Origin of the sequence: Pseudophaeobacter sp. C1-32P7, from assembly GCF_041008775.1 — a bacterium.
GTDB classification, from domain to species: Bacteria; Pseudomonadota; Alphaproteobacteria; order Rhodobacterales; family Rhodobacteraceae; genus Phycobacter; species Phycobacter gallaeciensis_A.
The window spans coordinates 171,124-187,582 of the sequence record NZ_JAXGFR010000001.1 but is presented as its reverse complement, the minus strand read 5'-3'; the positions used below and the strand labels follow the sequence as shown (position 1 = coordinate 187,582).

The 16,459-nt window shown below is 59.7% G+C and carries 12 protein-coding genes and 1 tRNA gene; 6 read left to right on the top strand and 7 right to left on the bottom strand.

The window, feature by feature from the left end:
* Positions 1 to 2: 2 nt before the first annotated feature.
* From trpE to fabI, 5 genes are all read right to left on the bottom strand, one after another.
* Complete coding sequence (trpE, locus tag SM763_RS00880; protein ID WP_274832169.1) at positions 3 to 1,514, bottom strand: anthranilate synthase component I; 1,512 nt, start codon at positions 1,512 to 1,514, stop codon at positions 3 to 5.
* Positions 1,515 to 1,544: 30 nt separating this feature from the next.
* Complete coding sequence (locus SM763_RS00875) at positions 1,545 to 3,389, bottom strand: peptidylprolyl isomerase (protein ID WP_368997059.1); 1,845 nt, start codon at positions 3,387 to 3,389, stop codon at positions 1,545 to 1,547.
* Between the two features lie 156 nt (positions 3,390 to 3,545).
* Entirely contained in the window at positions 3,546 to 4,721 is a 1,176-nt protein-coding gene (locus tag SM763_RS00870; RefSeq protein WP_368997057.1) for an aminotransferase, read from the bottom strand.
* 169 nt (positions 4,722 to 4,890) lie between these two features.
* Positions 4,891 to 5,394 carry a xanthine phosphoribosyltransferase gene (gene gpt / locus SM763_RS00865; protein WP_065270164.1) on the bottom strand — a complete coding sequence of 168 codons (504 nt, stop codon included), beginning with the start codon at positions 5,392 to 5,394 and terminating at the stop codon, positions 4,891 to 4,893.
* A gap of 157 nt (positions 5,395 to 5,551) precedes the next feature.
* Complete coding sequence (gene fabI, locus SM763_RS00860; RefSeq protein WP_368997055.1) at positions 5,552 to 6,355, bottom strand: enoyl-ACP reductase FabI; 804 nt, start codon at positions 6,353 to 6,355, stop codon at positions 5,552 to 5,554.
* A 222-nt stretch (positions 6,356 to 6,577) separates the two neighbouring features.
* Here fabI and pdxH point away from each other — a divergent pair, with 222 nt between their 5' ends.
* The 6 genes from pdxH (at position 6,578) to SM763_RS00830 (ending at position 13,930) form a co-directional block, all read left to right on the top strand.
* Positions 6,578 to 7,183, top strand: a complete 606-nt coding sequence (gene pdxH, locus SM763_RS00855; RefSeq protein ID WP_368997053.1) for a pyridoxamine 5'-phosphate oxidase — start codon at positions 6,578 to 6,580, stop codon at positions 7,181 to 7,183.
* A gap of 118 nt (positions 7,184 to 7,301) precedes the next feature.
* Entirely contained in the window at positions 7,302 to 7,847 is a 546-nt protein-coding gene (locus SM763_RS00850) for a cold-shock protein (protein ID WP_368997051.1), read from the top strand.
* Positions 7,848 to 7,851: 4 nt separating this feature from the next.
* Positions 7,852 to 8,340 carry a DUF192 domain-containing protein gene (locus SM763_RS00845; protein ID WP_370570437.1) on the top strand — a complete coding sequence of 163 codons (489 nt, stop codon included), beginning with the start codon at positions 7,852 to 7,854 and terminating at the stop codon, positions 8,338 to 8,340.
* A 43-nt stretch (positions 8,341 to 8,383) separates the two neighbouring features.
* Positions 8,384 to 8,460 (top strand) — tRNA-Pro (locus SM763_RS00840).
* Between the two features lie 832 nt (positions 8,461 to 9,292).
* Complete coding sequence (locus SM763_RS00835) at positions 9,293 to 12,967, top strand: vitamin B12-dependent ribonucleotide reductase (RefSeq protein ID WP_368997049.1); 3,675 nt, start codon at positions 9,293 to 9,295, stop codon at positions 12,965 to 12,967.
* Positions 12,968 to 13,186: 219 nt separating this feature from the next.
* Positions 13,187 to 13,930, top strand: a complete 744-nt coding sequence (locus SM763_RS00830) for a glycosyltransferase family 2 protein (RefSeq protein ID WP_368997047.1) — start codon at positions 13,187 to 13,189, stop codon at positions 13,928 to 13,930.
* Here the strand turns inward: SM763_RS00830 and SM763_RS00825 are convergent.
* A complete protein-coding gene (locus SM763_RS00825; RefSeq protein ID WP_368997045.1) occupies positions 13,917 to 14,696 on the bottom strand; it encodes a hypothetical protein in 780 nt (259 codons plus the stop codon). The two genes, SM763_RS00830 and SM763_RS00825, sit on opposite strands and share 14 nt — an antisense overlap.
* A 121-nt stretch (positions 14,697 to 14,817) precedes the next feature.
* Entirely contained in the window at positions 14,818 to 16,368 is a 1,551-nt protein-coding gene (locus tag SM763_RS00820; protein WP_368997044.1) for a trimethylamine methyltransferase family protein, read from the bottom strand.
* Positions 16,369 to 16,459: the final 91 nt, after the last annotated feature.

Below are 16,459 nucleotides of genomic sequence, written 5' to 3'. Positions count from 1 at the left end.
TATCAGCTGTTGCGGCTGCCGGTAAAACGCGCGGCATCGGCAGCAGCGCGGCGGATCGCGTTCGATTTATGCACGGTTTCCTGATACTCGGCCTCGGGATCGCTGTCATAGACCACACCGCCACCGGCCTGAATATAGAGCGTCTGATCCTGCACGATGGCCGTGCGCAGGGCGATACACATATCCATGTCGCCCCCGGCCGAGAAATAGCCGACGCCGCCGCCGTATACGCCGCGTTTTTCTGGCTCCAACTCGTCGATGATTTCCATCGCGCGCACCTTTGGCGCGCCGGACACCGTGCCCGCCGGCATGCCCGCAAAAAACGCATCCAGCGCGTCCTTGTCCTCGTCCAGCTCACCCACCACGTTCGATACGATATGCATCACGTGGCTGTAGCGTTCGATGATGAACTTTTCCGTCGGGCGCACAGTGCCGATCTTTGATACGCGGCCCGTATCGTTGCGACCCAGATCCAGCAGCATTAGGTGTTCTGCCAGCTCTTTCTTGTCGGCCAGAAGATCGGCCTCCAGCGCCTTGTCCTCTTCCGGTGTTGCGCCGCGCGGGCGGGTGCCTGCGATGGGGCGGATGGTGACCTCTTTGCCAAAGACACGGACCAGAATTTCGGGGCTGGCGCCAATTACCTGAAAGCCACCGAAGTTGAAATAGAACATGAACGGCGACGGGTTGGTTCGCCGCAAAGAGCGGTAAAGCGAGAACGGCGGCAGCGGGAAGTCCTGCTTCCAGCGCTGCGCCGGAACCACCTGAAAAATGTCGCCCGCCCGGATGTATTCCTTGGCCTTTTCCACCGCTTCCATGTAGCCGGATTTGCTGAAGTTGCTGACCGGCGGGGCCACCTCGTGCGCATCGCCAAGATCGCGGGTTTCGGCGGGCATGGCGCGCTCCAGATCGCGCACCGCGTCCATCACCCGTTCGGCGGCCTGCGCATAGGCGGCCTTGGCCGATTTTCCATCTCCGGTCCAGGCCGGGGAGACCACGGTCACCTCGCCTTTGACGCCATCCAGAACCGCGACCACCGAAGGGCGCATCATGACCGCGTCGGGCAGGCCAAGGGGGTCGGGGTTGACGTCCGGCAGATGTTCGATCAGCCGGACCATGTCATAGCCAAGATAGCCGAACAGCCCGGCCGCGGCCTGCGGCAGGTCGTCGGGCAGGTCGATGCGGCTTTCGGCGAGAAGCGCGCGCAGGTTGTCCAGCGGCGCGCCCGTCTGCGCTTCGAAACCCTCGGGATCAAAGCGGGCCGAGCGGTTGATTTCGGATGTCGTGCCGCGGCAGCGCCAGACCAGATCGGGTTTCATGCCGATGATCGAGTAACGGCCGCGCACCTCGCCGCCGGTCACCGATTCCAGCATGAAGGCGTCCTTCTGGGCGCCCGTCAGCTTGAGCATCAGCGACACGGGCGTGTCGAGGTCAGCCGCCAGCCGGGTATAGACCAGCTGGTTCTCTCCCGCCTCATAGGCGGCGGCGAAAGTGTCGAAATCCGGGGTCAGAGCCATCGTCAGGTGCCTTGATTGATCTATGCGCGCTTATTGGAAATTGGCCTGAACCGCGTTCAGGGCCTGTTGGTCAACACGCGGTGCGGCGCGCAGCTGTGCGTCCTGCGCGAAGGCTTCGAACAGCGCCTGCGACAATGCCTGATCCAGCTGGGTCTGCATCGCGCTGGCCAGCATCTGCATTTCCTCGCTGGTGTCCTCGGCAGGCAGAACCTCGTCCAAACGCAGCACGACGGTGGAGCCTTCACCGGACACGGTGCGCAGCTCGCCCGGGTTCATATCGAAGACCTCGATCATCATCTCGACCGGGGTGGTGTCGATATAGGCGGTGCGGGTTTGCGCCGTCTCGGTCTGCACGTCGTAGCCTTCGGGGAAGGCTCCGTCTGCCTCGGTCTGTTTCAGCAGATCCTGTGCCAGGTTGTTTACGGCCTCTGCTGTCCGATTTTCGTTCCAGGCGGCAAGTACCTTGTCCCGAGCGTCTTCGAAGGGCTCGGGGCGCGGGGGCAGGACTTCGTCGAGCCGCAGGGCAAAGAGGCTGCCATCCTCCAGGAAGGCGACCGACGGGAAATCATCAACCGTCACGGCCTCTGCGGCCTCGCGGAATCCGTCGTAAGCTGCGATGCCTTCGGCGTTGAGTCCCGTCCAGCCGAGAGTGCCAATCTGCATGTCGGTCTGATCCGGCAGTTCTTCCAGCGTGACGCCACCAGCCAGCATGTCCTCGATGGATTCGGCTTGCTGCTCAATCACTCGGCGGGCGCGGTCTGCCGCCAATTCGGCGCGCAGCTCGGCTTCGGCCTCTTCAAAACTGGTTTCGCGGGCTTCGAGGCGGCCGTTCACCCGGTAGAGTGCTGGGCCAAGATCCGATGGCAGCGGGCCAACAACATCGCCGACCTCTGCAGCAAATACTTCGGTGCCAGCATCCGAGAGGTCAGCTTCGGTCACATCGCCCATATCCACGTCCGACAGGGCCAAACCGCGATCCTGCACCAGGACCTCAAAAGTCGTGCCGCTCACGTCAAGCTGCGCCTTTGCGCTTGCGGCGCTGTCATTGTCCGCAAAGACAAGGCGTTCCACCAGACGGCGTTCCGGGATCAGGTACTGATCGGCGCGATCTTCATAAAGGCCACGCAGCGCCTCCTGATCGACCTCAACGGTGTCAAGCAGCATGTCGGGGCTGAGATGCGCGTAGGTCAGGGATTTGGTTTCCGGCAGGGTGAAATCCGCGATATTGTCGTCATAGAAGGCACGCAGCGCAGTGTCATCGGGCATCTCCTGCGTCAGGAGCACATCGTCGGGTGACAGTTGCACGTAGGAAAAGCTGCGGCGCTCGCCGATATAGGACACCAGCGTGTCGCTCATTACTTCGGGCATCTTGGTGCCGGACATGATGGCGCCCTGGACCAGCGTGCGTGAGGCCTCGCGGCGAAGATCGTCTTCGAACTCGGCTTCGGTGAAACCGGCGTTGTCGAGGGTAAAGCGGTAGGTCTCGCGGTCGAACTGGCCGCTGGAGTCCTGGAACGAGGAGACCTTGGTCAGTTCGGACAGCAGGTTTTCATCCCCGATGGAGATGCCCAGCTTGCTGACCTCATTGTCAATGGCGGCGAGGGTGATCAGCCGCCCGAGCACAATCTGATCCAAACCCATTGCGGTCAGCTGCGACATCGGCATTGCCTGACCGGTCTGGGCCTGCATGGCGCGTTGTTCGCGCTGCAACTCGCGCACATAGGCGTCGACGGTGACTTCTTCGTCGCCCACCAGGGCAACCGCGCTCATCGAGCCGGTGAAATTGACCGCACCAAAACCGGCAAGGCCGACGATCAGCATCCCCATCAGGATCCAAACAAAGGTTCTGGAAAGATTTTTCATGCCTGCGGCCATTGTGCCCTCATTCGTACCTGTTGCCCGCTCCCTTTGCGCCGGATGGGCGCTGCGGGCAGGGTGCCTGTGTCATAATCGTGTTCTGCATACGCTGCCGCCCGTACAGGAGCAAGATCTTGTGCCGGGCTTGTTGGTTTCGGATGGCGCAGCGTAGCGTTAGGGGTGAAACGCGCAAAGCCGGTCGAACAGGGAGACGATCCCGGCCCGGTCGACATTGGCAAAGGCGATGCGGAATTGCTTGCTGCCTGCCGGATCGCCTTCGGGCATGAACATCGTGCCCGGCAGCATCAGGACCGACGCGTCCTGCACCAGCTTTTTGGCCAGCTCGGACGAGGCTTCCTCGAAGGGGTGTTCCACATAAGCGAAATAGGCACCGCAGCCCAACAGCTTCCATCCCTTCTCGGCAAGGCGGGGGAATTCCTCTTCGATCGCCGCCTTGCGGTCCAGAATCTCCAGCCGTTCCCCCGCGAGCCAGGACTGGAGGTTTTCAAGTCCCCAAAGCGCCCCGATCTGTCCAAGCTGTACAGGACAGATCGTTATCGTATCGAGAAACTTCTCCATTTCGAACAATTTCTCTGCAGAACTCGCGATCGCTCCAACCCGGTGACCGGTCAGCCGATAGGCCTTGGAGAAGGAGTACAGATGGATCAGCGTCTCGTCCCAGTTCGGGGTCCGGAACAGGTCGTGCGGCGCCCCTTCGCGACTGTCAAAGTCGCGGTAGGTTTCATCCAGAATCAGTGCCAGCCCATGTTTGCGGGCCAGATCAAAGAAGGCCTTCACGAGGCCCGAGGGGTATTCGGCGCCAGTGGGATTGTTGGGGGTGACAAGCGTGATGGCCCGCGTCTTGGGTGTGATCAACTGGGCCGCGGCCTGCGGATCCGGCATCATATCAGCACCTACGGGCAGCGGAACCGCTGTGACACCTGCCATATCGAGGCACATTTTGTGATTGAAATACCAAGGCACCGGGATGATCACCTCGTCCCCTTCGCCGCAAAGCGCGGCGATGGCAGCGGCAAAGGCCTGATTGCAGCCAGAGGTAATACCGACCTGCGCTGCGCCAACGGTGCCGTCATAATGCTCCGAGATCTGTGCCGCCAGTGCTGCACGCAGCTCGCTGCGGCCCAAAACGGCGCCATATAGATGCGCGTCGGTTTCATTCAGGGCCGCATCGGCGATGGCCTGCCGCAAGCCCGTGGGCGGCGGATCTGCCGGGGCGGCCTGACTGACGTTGATCAGGGGGCGCGACGGCGGAAAAGTGACCCCTTCGGTCCAGCGCCGGGACTCGACGATCGGAGAACAAAAGGTCGCTTCGGAGCGGGAGATATGCATGCAGTCAATCCTGTTGTCGCAAGGCCCTGCCAGGGCAGGCGTATTCGGGCCTTATCTGTGGCACGCCCTCGCGGCAGGCTCAAGAAAAAGCGCGCCTCCAACAGGGGCGCGCATTCAGGGTGTTTTGAAAATCGGCTGCGGTCCGTCCCGCGCACGGGGCGGGGCGGCGTCAGTCCTTGCCGCGATAGGGCTCGACGTATTGCAGCGCCATATCCCAGGGGAAGAAAATCCAGGTGTCCTGGCTGACCTCGGTGATAAAGGTGTCCACCATCGGGCGGCCCTTCGGTTTTGCATAAACCGTGGCAAAATGCGCCTTGGGATACATCTGGCGCACAAGTTCAAGGGTTTTGCCGCTATCCACCAGATCATCGATGATCAGGATACCTTCGCCATCACCCATCAGTTCGGCGTCGGGTGCTTTCAGCACCACGGCCTCACCCTGGTCCTGGTGGTGGTAGGATTTCACCGAGATCGTATCGACGGTGCGGATGTCCAGCTCGCGGCTGACGATCATCGCGGGGGCCATGCCGCCACGGGTGATCGCGACCACGGCACGCCATGCGCCACCGTCAGGTCCCTGACCGTCCAGCCGCCAGGCCAGCGCGCGGCTGTCCCGGTGGATCTGATCCCAGCTGATGTGAAACCCTTTTTCGTGCGGCAGGCGGTCGGTCATCTTGCGATTTGCTCCGGCAATTGTAGCGTCTGATGCGGTGTCATGTGCCGGGCGGCAAAGCAGGCACGATACCAGTGTTGGTCTGACGAGTGCGTCGTTGATATAGCCCCGGGCGCACCATTCAAAATAAAAACAGCACAGGCCCGGGGCGGATCGTTTATTTGGTAATGTCGGGGGCGTCCACGGCTTTCATGCCGACAACGTGATAACCAGCATCCACGTGCAGATTTTCCCCGGTCACGCCCGATCCGAGGTCCGACAAAAGATACAAAGCGGATTTGCCGACGTCCTCGGTTGTAACATTTCGCCGCAGCGGCGAATTGTATTCGTTCCATTTCATAATGTAGCGGAAGTCGCCAATTCCGCTGGCGGCCAGCGTTTTGATCGGACCAGCGGAAATCGCATTTACGCGAATGCCGTCTTTTCCAAGATCTTCGGCCAGATATTTGACCGATGCTTCGAGCGCGGCCTTGGCAACGCCCATCACATTGTAGTGAGGCATAACCTGCTCGGCACCATAATATGTCAGGGTGAGCATCGAGCCGCCCTCGGACATCAGTTTCTCGGCGCGGCGGGCAACAGCCGTAAAGGAGTAGACCGAGATATCCATGGTCATCTGGAAATTGTCACGGCTGGTATCAACGTAGCGGCCGCGCAGTTCGTTTTTGTCAGAAAAACCAATGGCGTGCACGACAAAGTCCAGCTTGCCCCATTCTTTTTCGAGGCTCTCAAACAAGGCGTCAATCGAGGCTTCGTCGGATACATCGCAGGGCAGAACGATGGAGCTGTTCAGCTGTTCGGCGAGCGGGCCAACGCGCTTTTTCAGGGCTTCGCCCTGGTAAGAAAAGGCAAGTTCGGCACCGGCATCGGCGCAGGCCTTGGCGATCCCCCATGCGATGGATTTGTCGTTGGCCAGGCCCATGATAAGGCCACGTTTGCCGGACAGCAGTTGACTGGGCATGCAGGTTCTCCGCCTGTAAAATATGAACTGAAGGACCTTTAATATGCTCGGGCCGCTGCATCAAGAGAGTACCGGTTGAGGCGCATTATCAGTTTTGCGGCCCGTTTTGGATGTCGGCCTGCATGGCCGCACATATTTATACGCATAAATCCGCAGCCACCTTGGCTTGTATGCCCAACCAAGGCGGCATAGATTGGCGCGTACAGTTAAGAAGAGGTTTCCATGTCAGAGCGGTCGGGATTATTTGCGGGGGATAACCCCTTTGAACTTGCGCGGGCATGGCTCGCGGAGGCCGAAGAGACTGAGCTCAATGATCCGAATGCGATTGCGCTGTCGACGGTGGATGCTGATGGCATGCCGAATGTCCGCATGGTGCTGCTCAAGGAAATCGAAGATGGCGCTTTTGTCTTCTTCACTAACTACGAAAGCGCCAAGGGGCAGGAGCTGGAGCAGTCCGGCAAGGCCGCCTTCGTGCTACATTGGAAGAGCCTGCGTCGCCAGATCCGTGTCCGTGGTCATGTGACACGCGAAGACGGTCCGCAGGCAGACGAGTATTACCACTCCCGGTCGCTGAAAAGCAGGCTCGGGGCGTGGGCTTCGCAGCAATCGCGCCCATTGCAGAGCCGTTCGGCCCTGATGGCAGAGGTTGCAAAAATCACGGCCACGAAAGGCCCGAACCCAGACCGGCCGCCATTCTGGGGCGGATTTCGCATCGTTCCTAGCGAAATTGAATTCTGGGCGGATGGGGCTTTCAGGCTGCATGACCGATTTGTCTGGCGCCGAAATACGCCGGATGACCAATGGAGTGTGGTACGGCTAAACCCTTAATGGGTTAAGCATAAAATAGCATTTTCGTGATAATGGGGAATTTTTTTAACTTGAACTCATATGCGAAAATCGCGCATCAAGCATCGAGAAATCAAATACGACGCGGTGGACGAGATAAGTGGCAGACGATCAAAGCAGTCTCAGGCAAATCCAGGGCATAGTGAAGTGGTTTGACCCGACCAAAGGGTATGGCTTCGTTGTGTCCGACGAGGGTGGTCCCGACATCCTGTTGCACGTGAATATCCTGCGTAACTTCGGGCAGAGCTCGGTGGCGGACGGGTCCAGCGTAACCGTTCTGACCCACGCGACGGAGCGCGGCGTTCAGGCTGTGGAGGTTGTCGCAATCGTGCCTCCGGCCCGGGATGACGCGCCGGTTCTCAGCGATTTTGTCGATATGGATATCGAGGAGCTGAAAACACTTCCGTTGCGCCCGGCGCGTGTGAAGTGGTTCGACAAGGGCAAGGGCTTTGGCTTTGCCAACCTGTTCGGCTACGGAGATGACGTCTTCTTGCACGTCGAGGTGTTGCGCCAGTCGGGTCTTGCTGACCTCCAGCCGGGCGAGGCTATCGCCATGCGATCGATCAGCGGTCGGCGGGGCTGCATGGCGGTCGAGGTCCAGGCCTGGGAAGCGGCCATTTCCGAAACCGCATCCGAAGAAGAATAAGATCATGTCGGTGCGCGCCTCTGGAATTGTCCGCTGGGGTGCCGCCATAATGCTGTGCCTTGGTGCAGGTATTGCACAGGCACAGGAGACCTGCGCCCCGGATCGTGTCGATCTTCGCGGCGATTGGGGGCAGGCGTCCTTCTCTGTTGAGATTGCCGATACTGTCGACAGCCGTTCAATGGGGCTGATGCACCGTGAGGACCTGCCGCGCGGGGCGGGGATGCTGTTTGTTTACGAGCATCCTCAAAGGGCGGCTTTCTGGATGAAGAACACGCTGATCCCCCTGGATATCATTTTCCTCGATGAAACCGGCGTGGTGACGTCGGTGCATTCCAATGCCATTCCCCATGATCTGACCCCCATTCCAGGTGGCGACCGGGTGTTTGCGGTACTGGAAATCAATGGTGGTTTGGCGCGCCGATATGGCATTGGGCCGGGCACCCAGATGCGGCACGAAGTTTTTTCTTCTAATGCGTCTGTTTGGCCCTGTTAGGGCTTTTCAAATCCGTTTCACACCGCTAGGAAAGCGCACGGTCCGGGGCGTGGCGCAGTCTGGTAGCGCACCTGTTTTGGGTACAGGGGGTCGTGAGTTCGAATCTCGCCGCCCCGACCACTTTCCACTTATAAAAATCCCAGCTCTGATCGGTTTGGCCCGGTCAGGGTGACGTCCTTTGGCGGTCAAGTCCAAGGCGGGCGTGCAAGCAGCCAGTTTCACTGAAAGGGCGATCAGGGATCCAGATCTCACTTAGATGTGATCGGGGCGAGGATTAGAATCGCGCAAAATGTGACCCCGAAATGTTGGTGGCTACCAAATCTTGTGTTAACCGATTATTAACCATGTGACGCGAACTGGCGCCACCTGCAGCTGGGTTTTGCCTAACTTGGCACAGGATTTCAGCAGATAGACTGTGCGCTTCGTGCAACGTGGCAGGTCGGCGCGAAAAGTCCGCTGTCATGTCTCGGAAGTGGACCGCGCGCCGGTGTTAGTGGAGTCGCCGAGGAAGTGGTGAAGGGGCCGTGAGTAAGGTATTTGCGGCAAACCATTAGTGTTTCGCAAAAAAATTCTAGGCTGCCGAAGTGGTGTTGGCGGCTCGGTCAGCCCGCGGGTGCAGTCGGTGAATCGATGAAGCGAACCACGGGCGTTTCCGATTTCACCGGTCAACCAAAAAAATGGTATCTAAGTGGTAAATTTTGCGTTGACCCTCACGGCGTGATTACGCCAAATTGTGGGTGCCGGTTGCTTCGCCACTAAATCTTGTATGTTCTTTGGGCGCTGCAACAAGACTAAACACTAGTAGAGATTCCAAGGACCGGGGCCGGTGTAGGGCTCCCTGGCACGCTTCTGACAGCAGTTGCCGCCTGTTTTCTGTGTTTCTTCATGGCAAGGCTGCGCCGCGACGTGGCCAACAAAAAGACGGGACAGAGCTAATGCGAAGGGGCAGAGCATGAAGATCGAACGGAAGTACACCAAATCTGGTCAGGACGCATATGCGGACCTCGATTTCATCTCGGCTACATCCGAAATTCGAAATCCTGACGGGACCATTGTCTTCCGACTCGAAAACATCGAAGTTCCGGCTGAATGGAGCCAGGTTGCCAGCGATGTCATCGCCCAGAAATACTTTCGCAAAGCCGGTGTTCCGTCCCGCCTGAAGAAAGTCCGGGAAAAGGGCGTGCCAGAATTCCTGTGGCGGTCGGTCCCCGATGGAGTTGATGTTGAATTTGTTGGCGAAACCTCTTCCAAACAGGTCTTTGACCGTCTTGCCGGTGGCTGGGCATACTGGGGCTGGAAAGGCGGCTATTTCTCGACCGAGGAAGACGCCCGCGCCTATTACGACGAAATGCGCTATATGCTGGCGTCCCAGCGCGCGGCGCCGAATTCGCCGCAGTGGTTCAACACCGGGCTTCACTGGGCTTATGGCATCGACGGCCCCGCGCAGGGCCACCACTATGTCGATTACAAGACCGGCAAGCTGACCAAATCCGACAGCGCCTATGAACATCCGCAGCCGCACGCCTGTTTCATCCAGTCCGTGTCCGACGATCTGGTAAATGACGGCGGCATCATGGATCTTTGGGTGCGCGAGGCGCGCCTGTTCAAATACGGCTCCGGCACCGGCACCAACTTCAGCCACCTGCGCGGCGAGGGCGAGCCTCTGTCCGGTGGCGGCAAATCCTCGGGCCTGATGGGCTTCCTCAAGATCGGTGACCGGGCTGCCGGCGCGATCAAATCCGGTGGCACTACGCGCCGCGCGGCCAAGATGGTCATCGTCGATGCGGATCACCCCGATATCGAGGATTTCATCCAGTGGAAGGTGATCGAAGAGCAGAAAGTTGCCTCGATCGTTGCTGGCTCGAAGATGCACGAGCAGATGCTGAACGGCATCTTTGCGGCGATCCGCGAATGGGACGGTCTGGAGGCAGAAGCCTATGAGCCGAGCAAGAACGAGGGGCTGAAGAAAGCCATCCGCGAAGCGAAAAAGGTCGCGATCCCGGAGACTTATATCAAACGGGTTCTGGATTACGCCAAGCAGGGGCACACTTCGATCGAATTCCCGACCTATGATACCGATTGGGATAGCGATGCCTATTCCTCGGTTTCGGGTCAAAACTCCAACAACTCGATCCGCGTCACCAATGCGTTCCTGCACGCGGTTGAGAAAGACGCCGATTGGGAGCTGATCAACCGCACCGATGGCCGCGTCGCCAAGACCGTCAAGGCGCGTGATCTGTGGGAGAAGGTCGGCCACGCCGCATGGGCCTGTGCCGATCCGGGCATCCAGTTCCATGACACAGTGAATGACTGGCACACATGCCCCGAAGACGGCGAGATCCGCGGATCGAACCCGTGCTCGGAGTATATGTTCCTGGATGACACCGCCTGTAACCTGGCCTCGCTGAACCTCCTGACCTTCCTCAAGGGCGGTGAGTTCCAGGCCGAGGACTACATGCATGCCTGCCGCCTGTGGACCCTGACGCTGGAAATCAGCGTGATGATGGCGCAGTTCCCGTCCAAGGAAATTGCGCAGCGGTCTTATGACTTCCGCACGCTGGGTCTGGGATATGCCAATATCGGCGGTCTCTTGATGAACATGGGCTACGGCTATGACAGCGACGAAGGCCGCGCGCTCTGCGGCACGCTCACTGCTATCATGACCGGCGTCGCCTATGCCACTTCGGCCGAAATCTCCTCCGAGCTGGGCCCGTTCCCCGGTTTTGAAAAGAACCGCGACCACATGCTGCGGGTTATGCGCAACCACCGCACCGCCGCGCAGGGGAAGACAACCGGCTATGAAGGGCTGGCGGTGCCGCCGGTGCCGCTCGATCTGAAGAATTGCCCCGATGCACGCCTGACCGATCTGGCCGCAGGTGCCTGGGATGAGGCGCTGGAACTGGGCGAGAAGCACGGCTACCGCAACGCGCAGGCCACCGTGATTGCCCCGACCGGCACCATCGGCCTTGTGATGGATTGCGACACTACCGGAATCGAGCCCGACTTTGCCCTGGTGAAGTTCAAGAAACTGGCCGGTGGCGGCTATTTCAAGATTATCAACCGCTCGGTGCCTGCCGCGCTGGAAGGGCTCGGATATACCTCGGCCCAGATCGAAGAAATTGTTGCTTATGCCGTCGGCCACGGCACCATCGGCAATGCGCCGGGGATCAACCATACCTCGCTGGCCGGTCACGGCTTTGGCCCCAACGAGCTGGCTAAGATCGACGCCGCACTGGAAAGCGCCTTTGATGTGCGTTTCGTGTTCAACCAGTGGACCCTTGGCGAAGAGTTCTGCACCGGTGTTCTGGGCATCCCGGCGACCAAGCTGAACGACCCGACCTTTGATCTGCTGCGTCACCTGGGCTTTACCAAGGCCGATATCGAGGCGACCAACGATCACGTCTGCGGCACCATGACCTTGGAGAACGCGCCGCACCTGAAGGAAGAGCACTATCACATCTTCGATTGCGCCAACCCCTGCGGCAAGAAGGGCAAGCGCTACCTGAGCGTTGACAGCCACATCCGCATGATGGCGGCGGCGCAAAGCTTTATCTCGGGCGCGATCTCCAAGACGATCAACATGCCCAACGATGCCACCATCGAAGACTGCCAGAAGGCCTATGAGTTGTCCTGGTCGCTGGGTGTGAAAGCAAACGCGCTCTATCGTGACGGGTCCAAGCTGAGCCAGCCGCTGGCGGCTGCGCTGGTCGAGGATGACGATGAGGCGGCCGAGATCCTGGAAAGCGGTAGCCAGCAGGAAAAGGCCGTCACCCTGGCCGAGAAGATCGTCGAAAAAGTGGTCATCAAGGAAGTGGTGAAATCGCACCGCACCAAGATGCCCCAGCGCCGCAAAGGCTATACCCAGAAGGCGGTTGTCGGCGGGCACAAGGTCTACCTGCGCACCGGCGAGTATGAAGACGGCAACCTTGGCGAGATCTTCATCGACATGCACAAGGAAGGCGCTGGCTTCCGGGCGATGATGAACAACTTTGCCATCGCCGTCTCTGTTGGCCTGCAATACGGCGTGCCGCTGGAAGAGTTCGTCGATGCCTTCACCTTCACCAAGTTCGAACCGGCGGGCATGGTGCAGGGCAACGACAGCATCAAGAACGCAACCTCGATCCTCGACTATGTTTTCCGCGAACTGGCGGTCAGCTACCTGGATCGCACCGACCTCGCGCATGTGAAACCCGAAGGCCCCGCATTCGATGATATCGGCCGCGGTGAGGAAGAGGGCGTCTCCAACGTCACCGAGCTGAGCGAAAGCGCCGCAACCCGCTCGCTGGAGGTGCTGAAGCAGATCTCCTCGACCGGGTACTTGCGCAAGCGTCTGCCGCAGGAACTTGTGGTGCTGAACGGCGGGCAGACCGTGCTGGACGGGATCGCGCCGCTTGGCACCGGTGCTGACCCGGTGACTGCGCTGCAAACACTGGTGCCGGAGGTGACTGAAAGCGCAACGGTGACGGAAACGGCTTCGGTTACGGTGACCGGCATGGACGCCCGCACCAAGGCCAAGATGCAGGGCTACGAGGGCGAGGCCTGCGGTGAATGCGGCAACTACACGCTGGTGCGCAACGGCACCTGCATGAAATGCAACACCTGCGGCGCCACTTCGGGCTGCAGCTGAGACCAGATCGGGGGCGAGTGCGCTCGCCCTGGACGCCAAGAAGGCCCAGGCAAAAAAACGCGGGCGGTACACTAATGAGCCTGATTGGCGAAACTCGCCCCCTCCGCATCGGAGGGGGCTTTTTCCTGTGGGGTATCCGTTTCCCCGTTCTGCCGCTTGGCCTTGGCGCGGCTCTTTGCTAGGCCAAGAGTGCAGTCCACCAAGCCCCGGAGAAACGCCATGCCTGCCATAAGTATCTGCATTCCGGCCTATGGCATGGGGGGCAAGGGTGCAGAGTATCTGGCTCAGTCGCTGGAGATCATGACAGGGCAAAGCTTTCGCGATTTCGAGGTTGTCGTCTCGGACCAATCCGATGACACGGCGGTGGCCGATGTCTGCGCCGCTTTCTCGGATCGCCTGACCATACACCACATCTGGAACCACGATGCACCACGGCAGGCATCGGCCAATGTGAACAATGCCCTGGATCACGCATCCGGTGATATCGTCAAAGTGCTTTTTCAGGACGATTTCCTGAATGGAAGCCGTGCCTTGGGTGATATTGTTGAAGCGATGGATGGGGCGGGCGACTGGCTGTTGTGTGGCTCGGGTATCAGCCGCAATGGCGGGGCGGTTGAACGCCCCATGGTGCCGCGACTGACTGAGAAGTTGCAGTTTGGCAAAAACACCGTCTCAAGCCCATCGGTGCTGGCAATGCGGCGCAGCCGTATGCAGCTGTTTGATGAAAACCTGATCTGGCTGATGGATGTGGACCTCTACAAACGGCTGTGGGATACGCTTGGCGATCCGGTGATCCTGCCGCAGACCCTGGTGGTGAACCGGATACATGAGGGGCAGGTCAGCGCCAGCGTCTCAAAATCGCTGCGCCAAAAAGAGCTGCGCTATGTCCGCCAGAAATTCGCCGCCTCCACATCCCTTTCAGGTTATCTTGAATACCTGCGCCAAAGGATCAAGGCTCTCTAGAGTTTCGGGCCAGCAGTTGGTGCAGACGCCCGGTATCCTTTTTGAAATCCTGCGTTTCGTGGGAGTTCATCTGGAAATGCTGCAAAACCTCATGGTCGTAGAGGTTGTGCCTTCCTGTCAAAATGCAAAACAGTTTGATGGCCCGCTCGAACGCATGGCCGGACGGGCGGCTGTTTCCCATCGCAAGGCCAAGCGGCGTAAACCAACGCACGAAATCGGACAGCGTATCGCGGCGCATAGCCACGTTGTTTGTGGCAGGCCAGTTCTTGTCGGATGCTGAGGCCATGTGGCTGCGCAGGATCGGTTTGATGTCAAACCCATACACCTTCTTCACGGCCTCACGCAGGGGCGCGTAACCCATGTTGTCACGGATAAAATTCCGATCTGCCATGGGGGCAGGGCTATATCCCAGCACCGCGTCTGGATCGGTTTGAAGCTGGGACAGCGTGTTGCTGGAGAAACTTTCGCTTACGGTTACATCGTATTGAATCAGCGCGACAAATTCCGTTAGGGGGACAGCGTTATTGATGCAGGCGTACCAAGACGTGAAGTCTACTAGGAATTTGTAATCCTCAATATTGTCAGCCTGTTCCCGGGCAATGATGACGCGATCCATGGCGCGAACCTTATCTACCGGCCCTTTGCCTACGAACATATAGGTGACAGGGCACCCAATCGTTTGGAATTTGTTCTCAGCTTCATACTGCAGAAGAAGGTCCTGATCGTGGATGGTCACGATTGCGGATAATTGGGAGGGAGGTGTCATCGTATGCTCCAACAGGGCGCTGCTTTCTCCGCAGCGGACGCTCCCCTATATGGACCATTCGACAGCCCAACACTAGGTGCGAGCACCGGAATGCCTGAGACCCCCAGGTGCTCGCGCTGTGTCAACTGGGCAAATGGATGGGGAACCGCTCCCTTATGACCCGGTCCAGATCCGGGGGAAGGCGCGCCGGGCTTCGGCGTGACAGGATCTCCTCCTTCCGCTCTCGTGCCTTGTGCAACAGATCCGGCTTCCCCTTTTCCTCCCACTCCTTGGGGGAGGTGCGATCCCCAAGGATTGGATAGACATGGTCGGCCTGCATCCGTGACAGGGTTTGCGCCGTTCCAAGATAGTGACCACTGCCACCAAGGCAAACCTCGGCGATTTGATCAAGCGCCAGGGTTTCATCTGTCACCTCGATCCCCCGCACGCAGCGCAGGGCTTGGCCGATCAGATCATCGCCAAGGATCAGGGATTCGTGGCAGAACCCCAGCAGCGACGCGTGCATTCCGGCGGCCTCATAGACCATGTTGAGGCCGGAAAGGCCGGCCATGACGTTGGAGCACATCTGCTCCCATCCCGCCTGCATGTCCGGTAGTTTGGAATCCGCAATCCCCGCCGCCGCGCCGCCGGGCAGCCCGTAGAACCGGTGCATCTGCGCACAGCCTGCCGTCAGCAGCGCCTGTTCACCCGATCCGCCGGTCATGGCGCCGGTGCGCAGGTCGAGCCCGAATGGCCAGGTGCCAAAAATCGCAGGATGTCCGGGGCTTACGGCGTTGACGTAAACAAGTCCTGCCAGACATTCTGCCACTGCCTGCACTATCGCGCCCGCGATGGTTGATGGCGCAGTGGCCCCGGCCATTCCCGCCGACAGCAGCAAGACAGGAACGCCATGGCGAATGCACTCCTCCATCACCAGACAGCTTTCAGTGGCGAATTTCATCGGCGGCACCACAAAGCAGTTGGAATTGGAAACAAAGGGGCGTTCGCGCCATTTCTCCTCGCCACCTGCGATCATGTGCAGCATCTCAACGGCGGGCGCGACAAAGCTCGCGTCGGTGAACGAGGTGCCGATGTGTTTGAAGGTTCCCGAACAGCAGGCGTAGATGGTGTTGAGGTCAAGTTCGCGGCTGTCGGTGATGTCCCGGGCCACCATGGGGCGCTGTACGAAATGGATATTGTCAAGCGCGTCGCAGATCCGTGCGGCGTCATGCAGGTCCTGCAGGGTGGATTCGCGATAGGCGCGGCCGTCGACGTCAACCATATGTACCGCTGCGCCCGCCGTTCCGTAGTGCACCCGGGTGCCGGAGAGGTTTAGGTCGGTCTGCCCGTCGCGGCTGAACAGGGTGACGGATCGGTTGGCGCGGGCCAGGGTATCTTCGACCAAGGCGCGGGGAAAACGCAGGCGCCCGTCGCTGCCGAGCGTGCAGCCAGCAGCGGTCAGGTAATTAATTCCACTTTGTGGGGCGTCGGCAAGGCCGATCCGCTCCAGCGCGTCTAGCGCTGCGTGGTGGATTTTCTCCACATCGGCCTGTGACAGGGGCGAATAGGCGCCGCCGGACATACCGGGGCGGATGGGACGGAGGGCGCGGTCCAGCGGCGCGGCGCGGGCGGCACGGCGTGCAGCGCGTCCACCGCTGCGCAAATTGGTGCGGATTGTCGGATCAGCGGTCATGAAAAATCCTTTTAATGGATAGGGTTACCTTCTTTTGTTAAGTGGATAACCCGATCTTGGCCGACCGCGCGCTGCAAGACCCCGCGCGGCG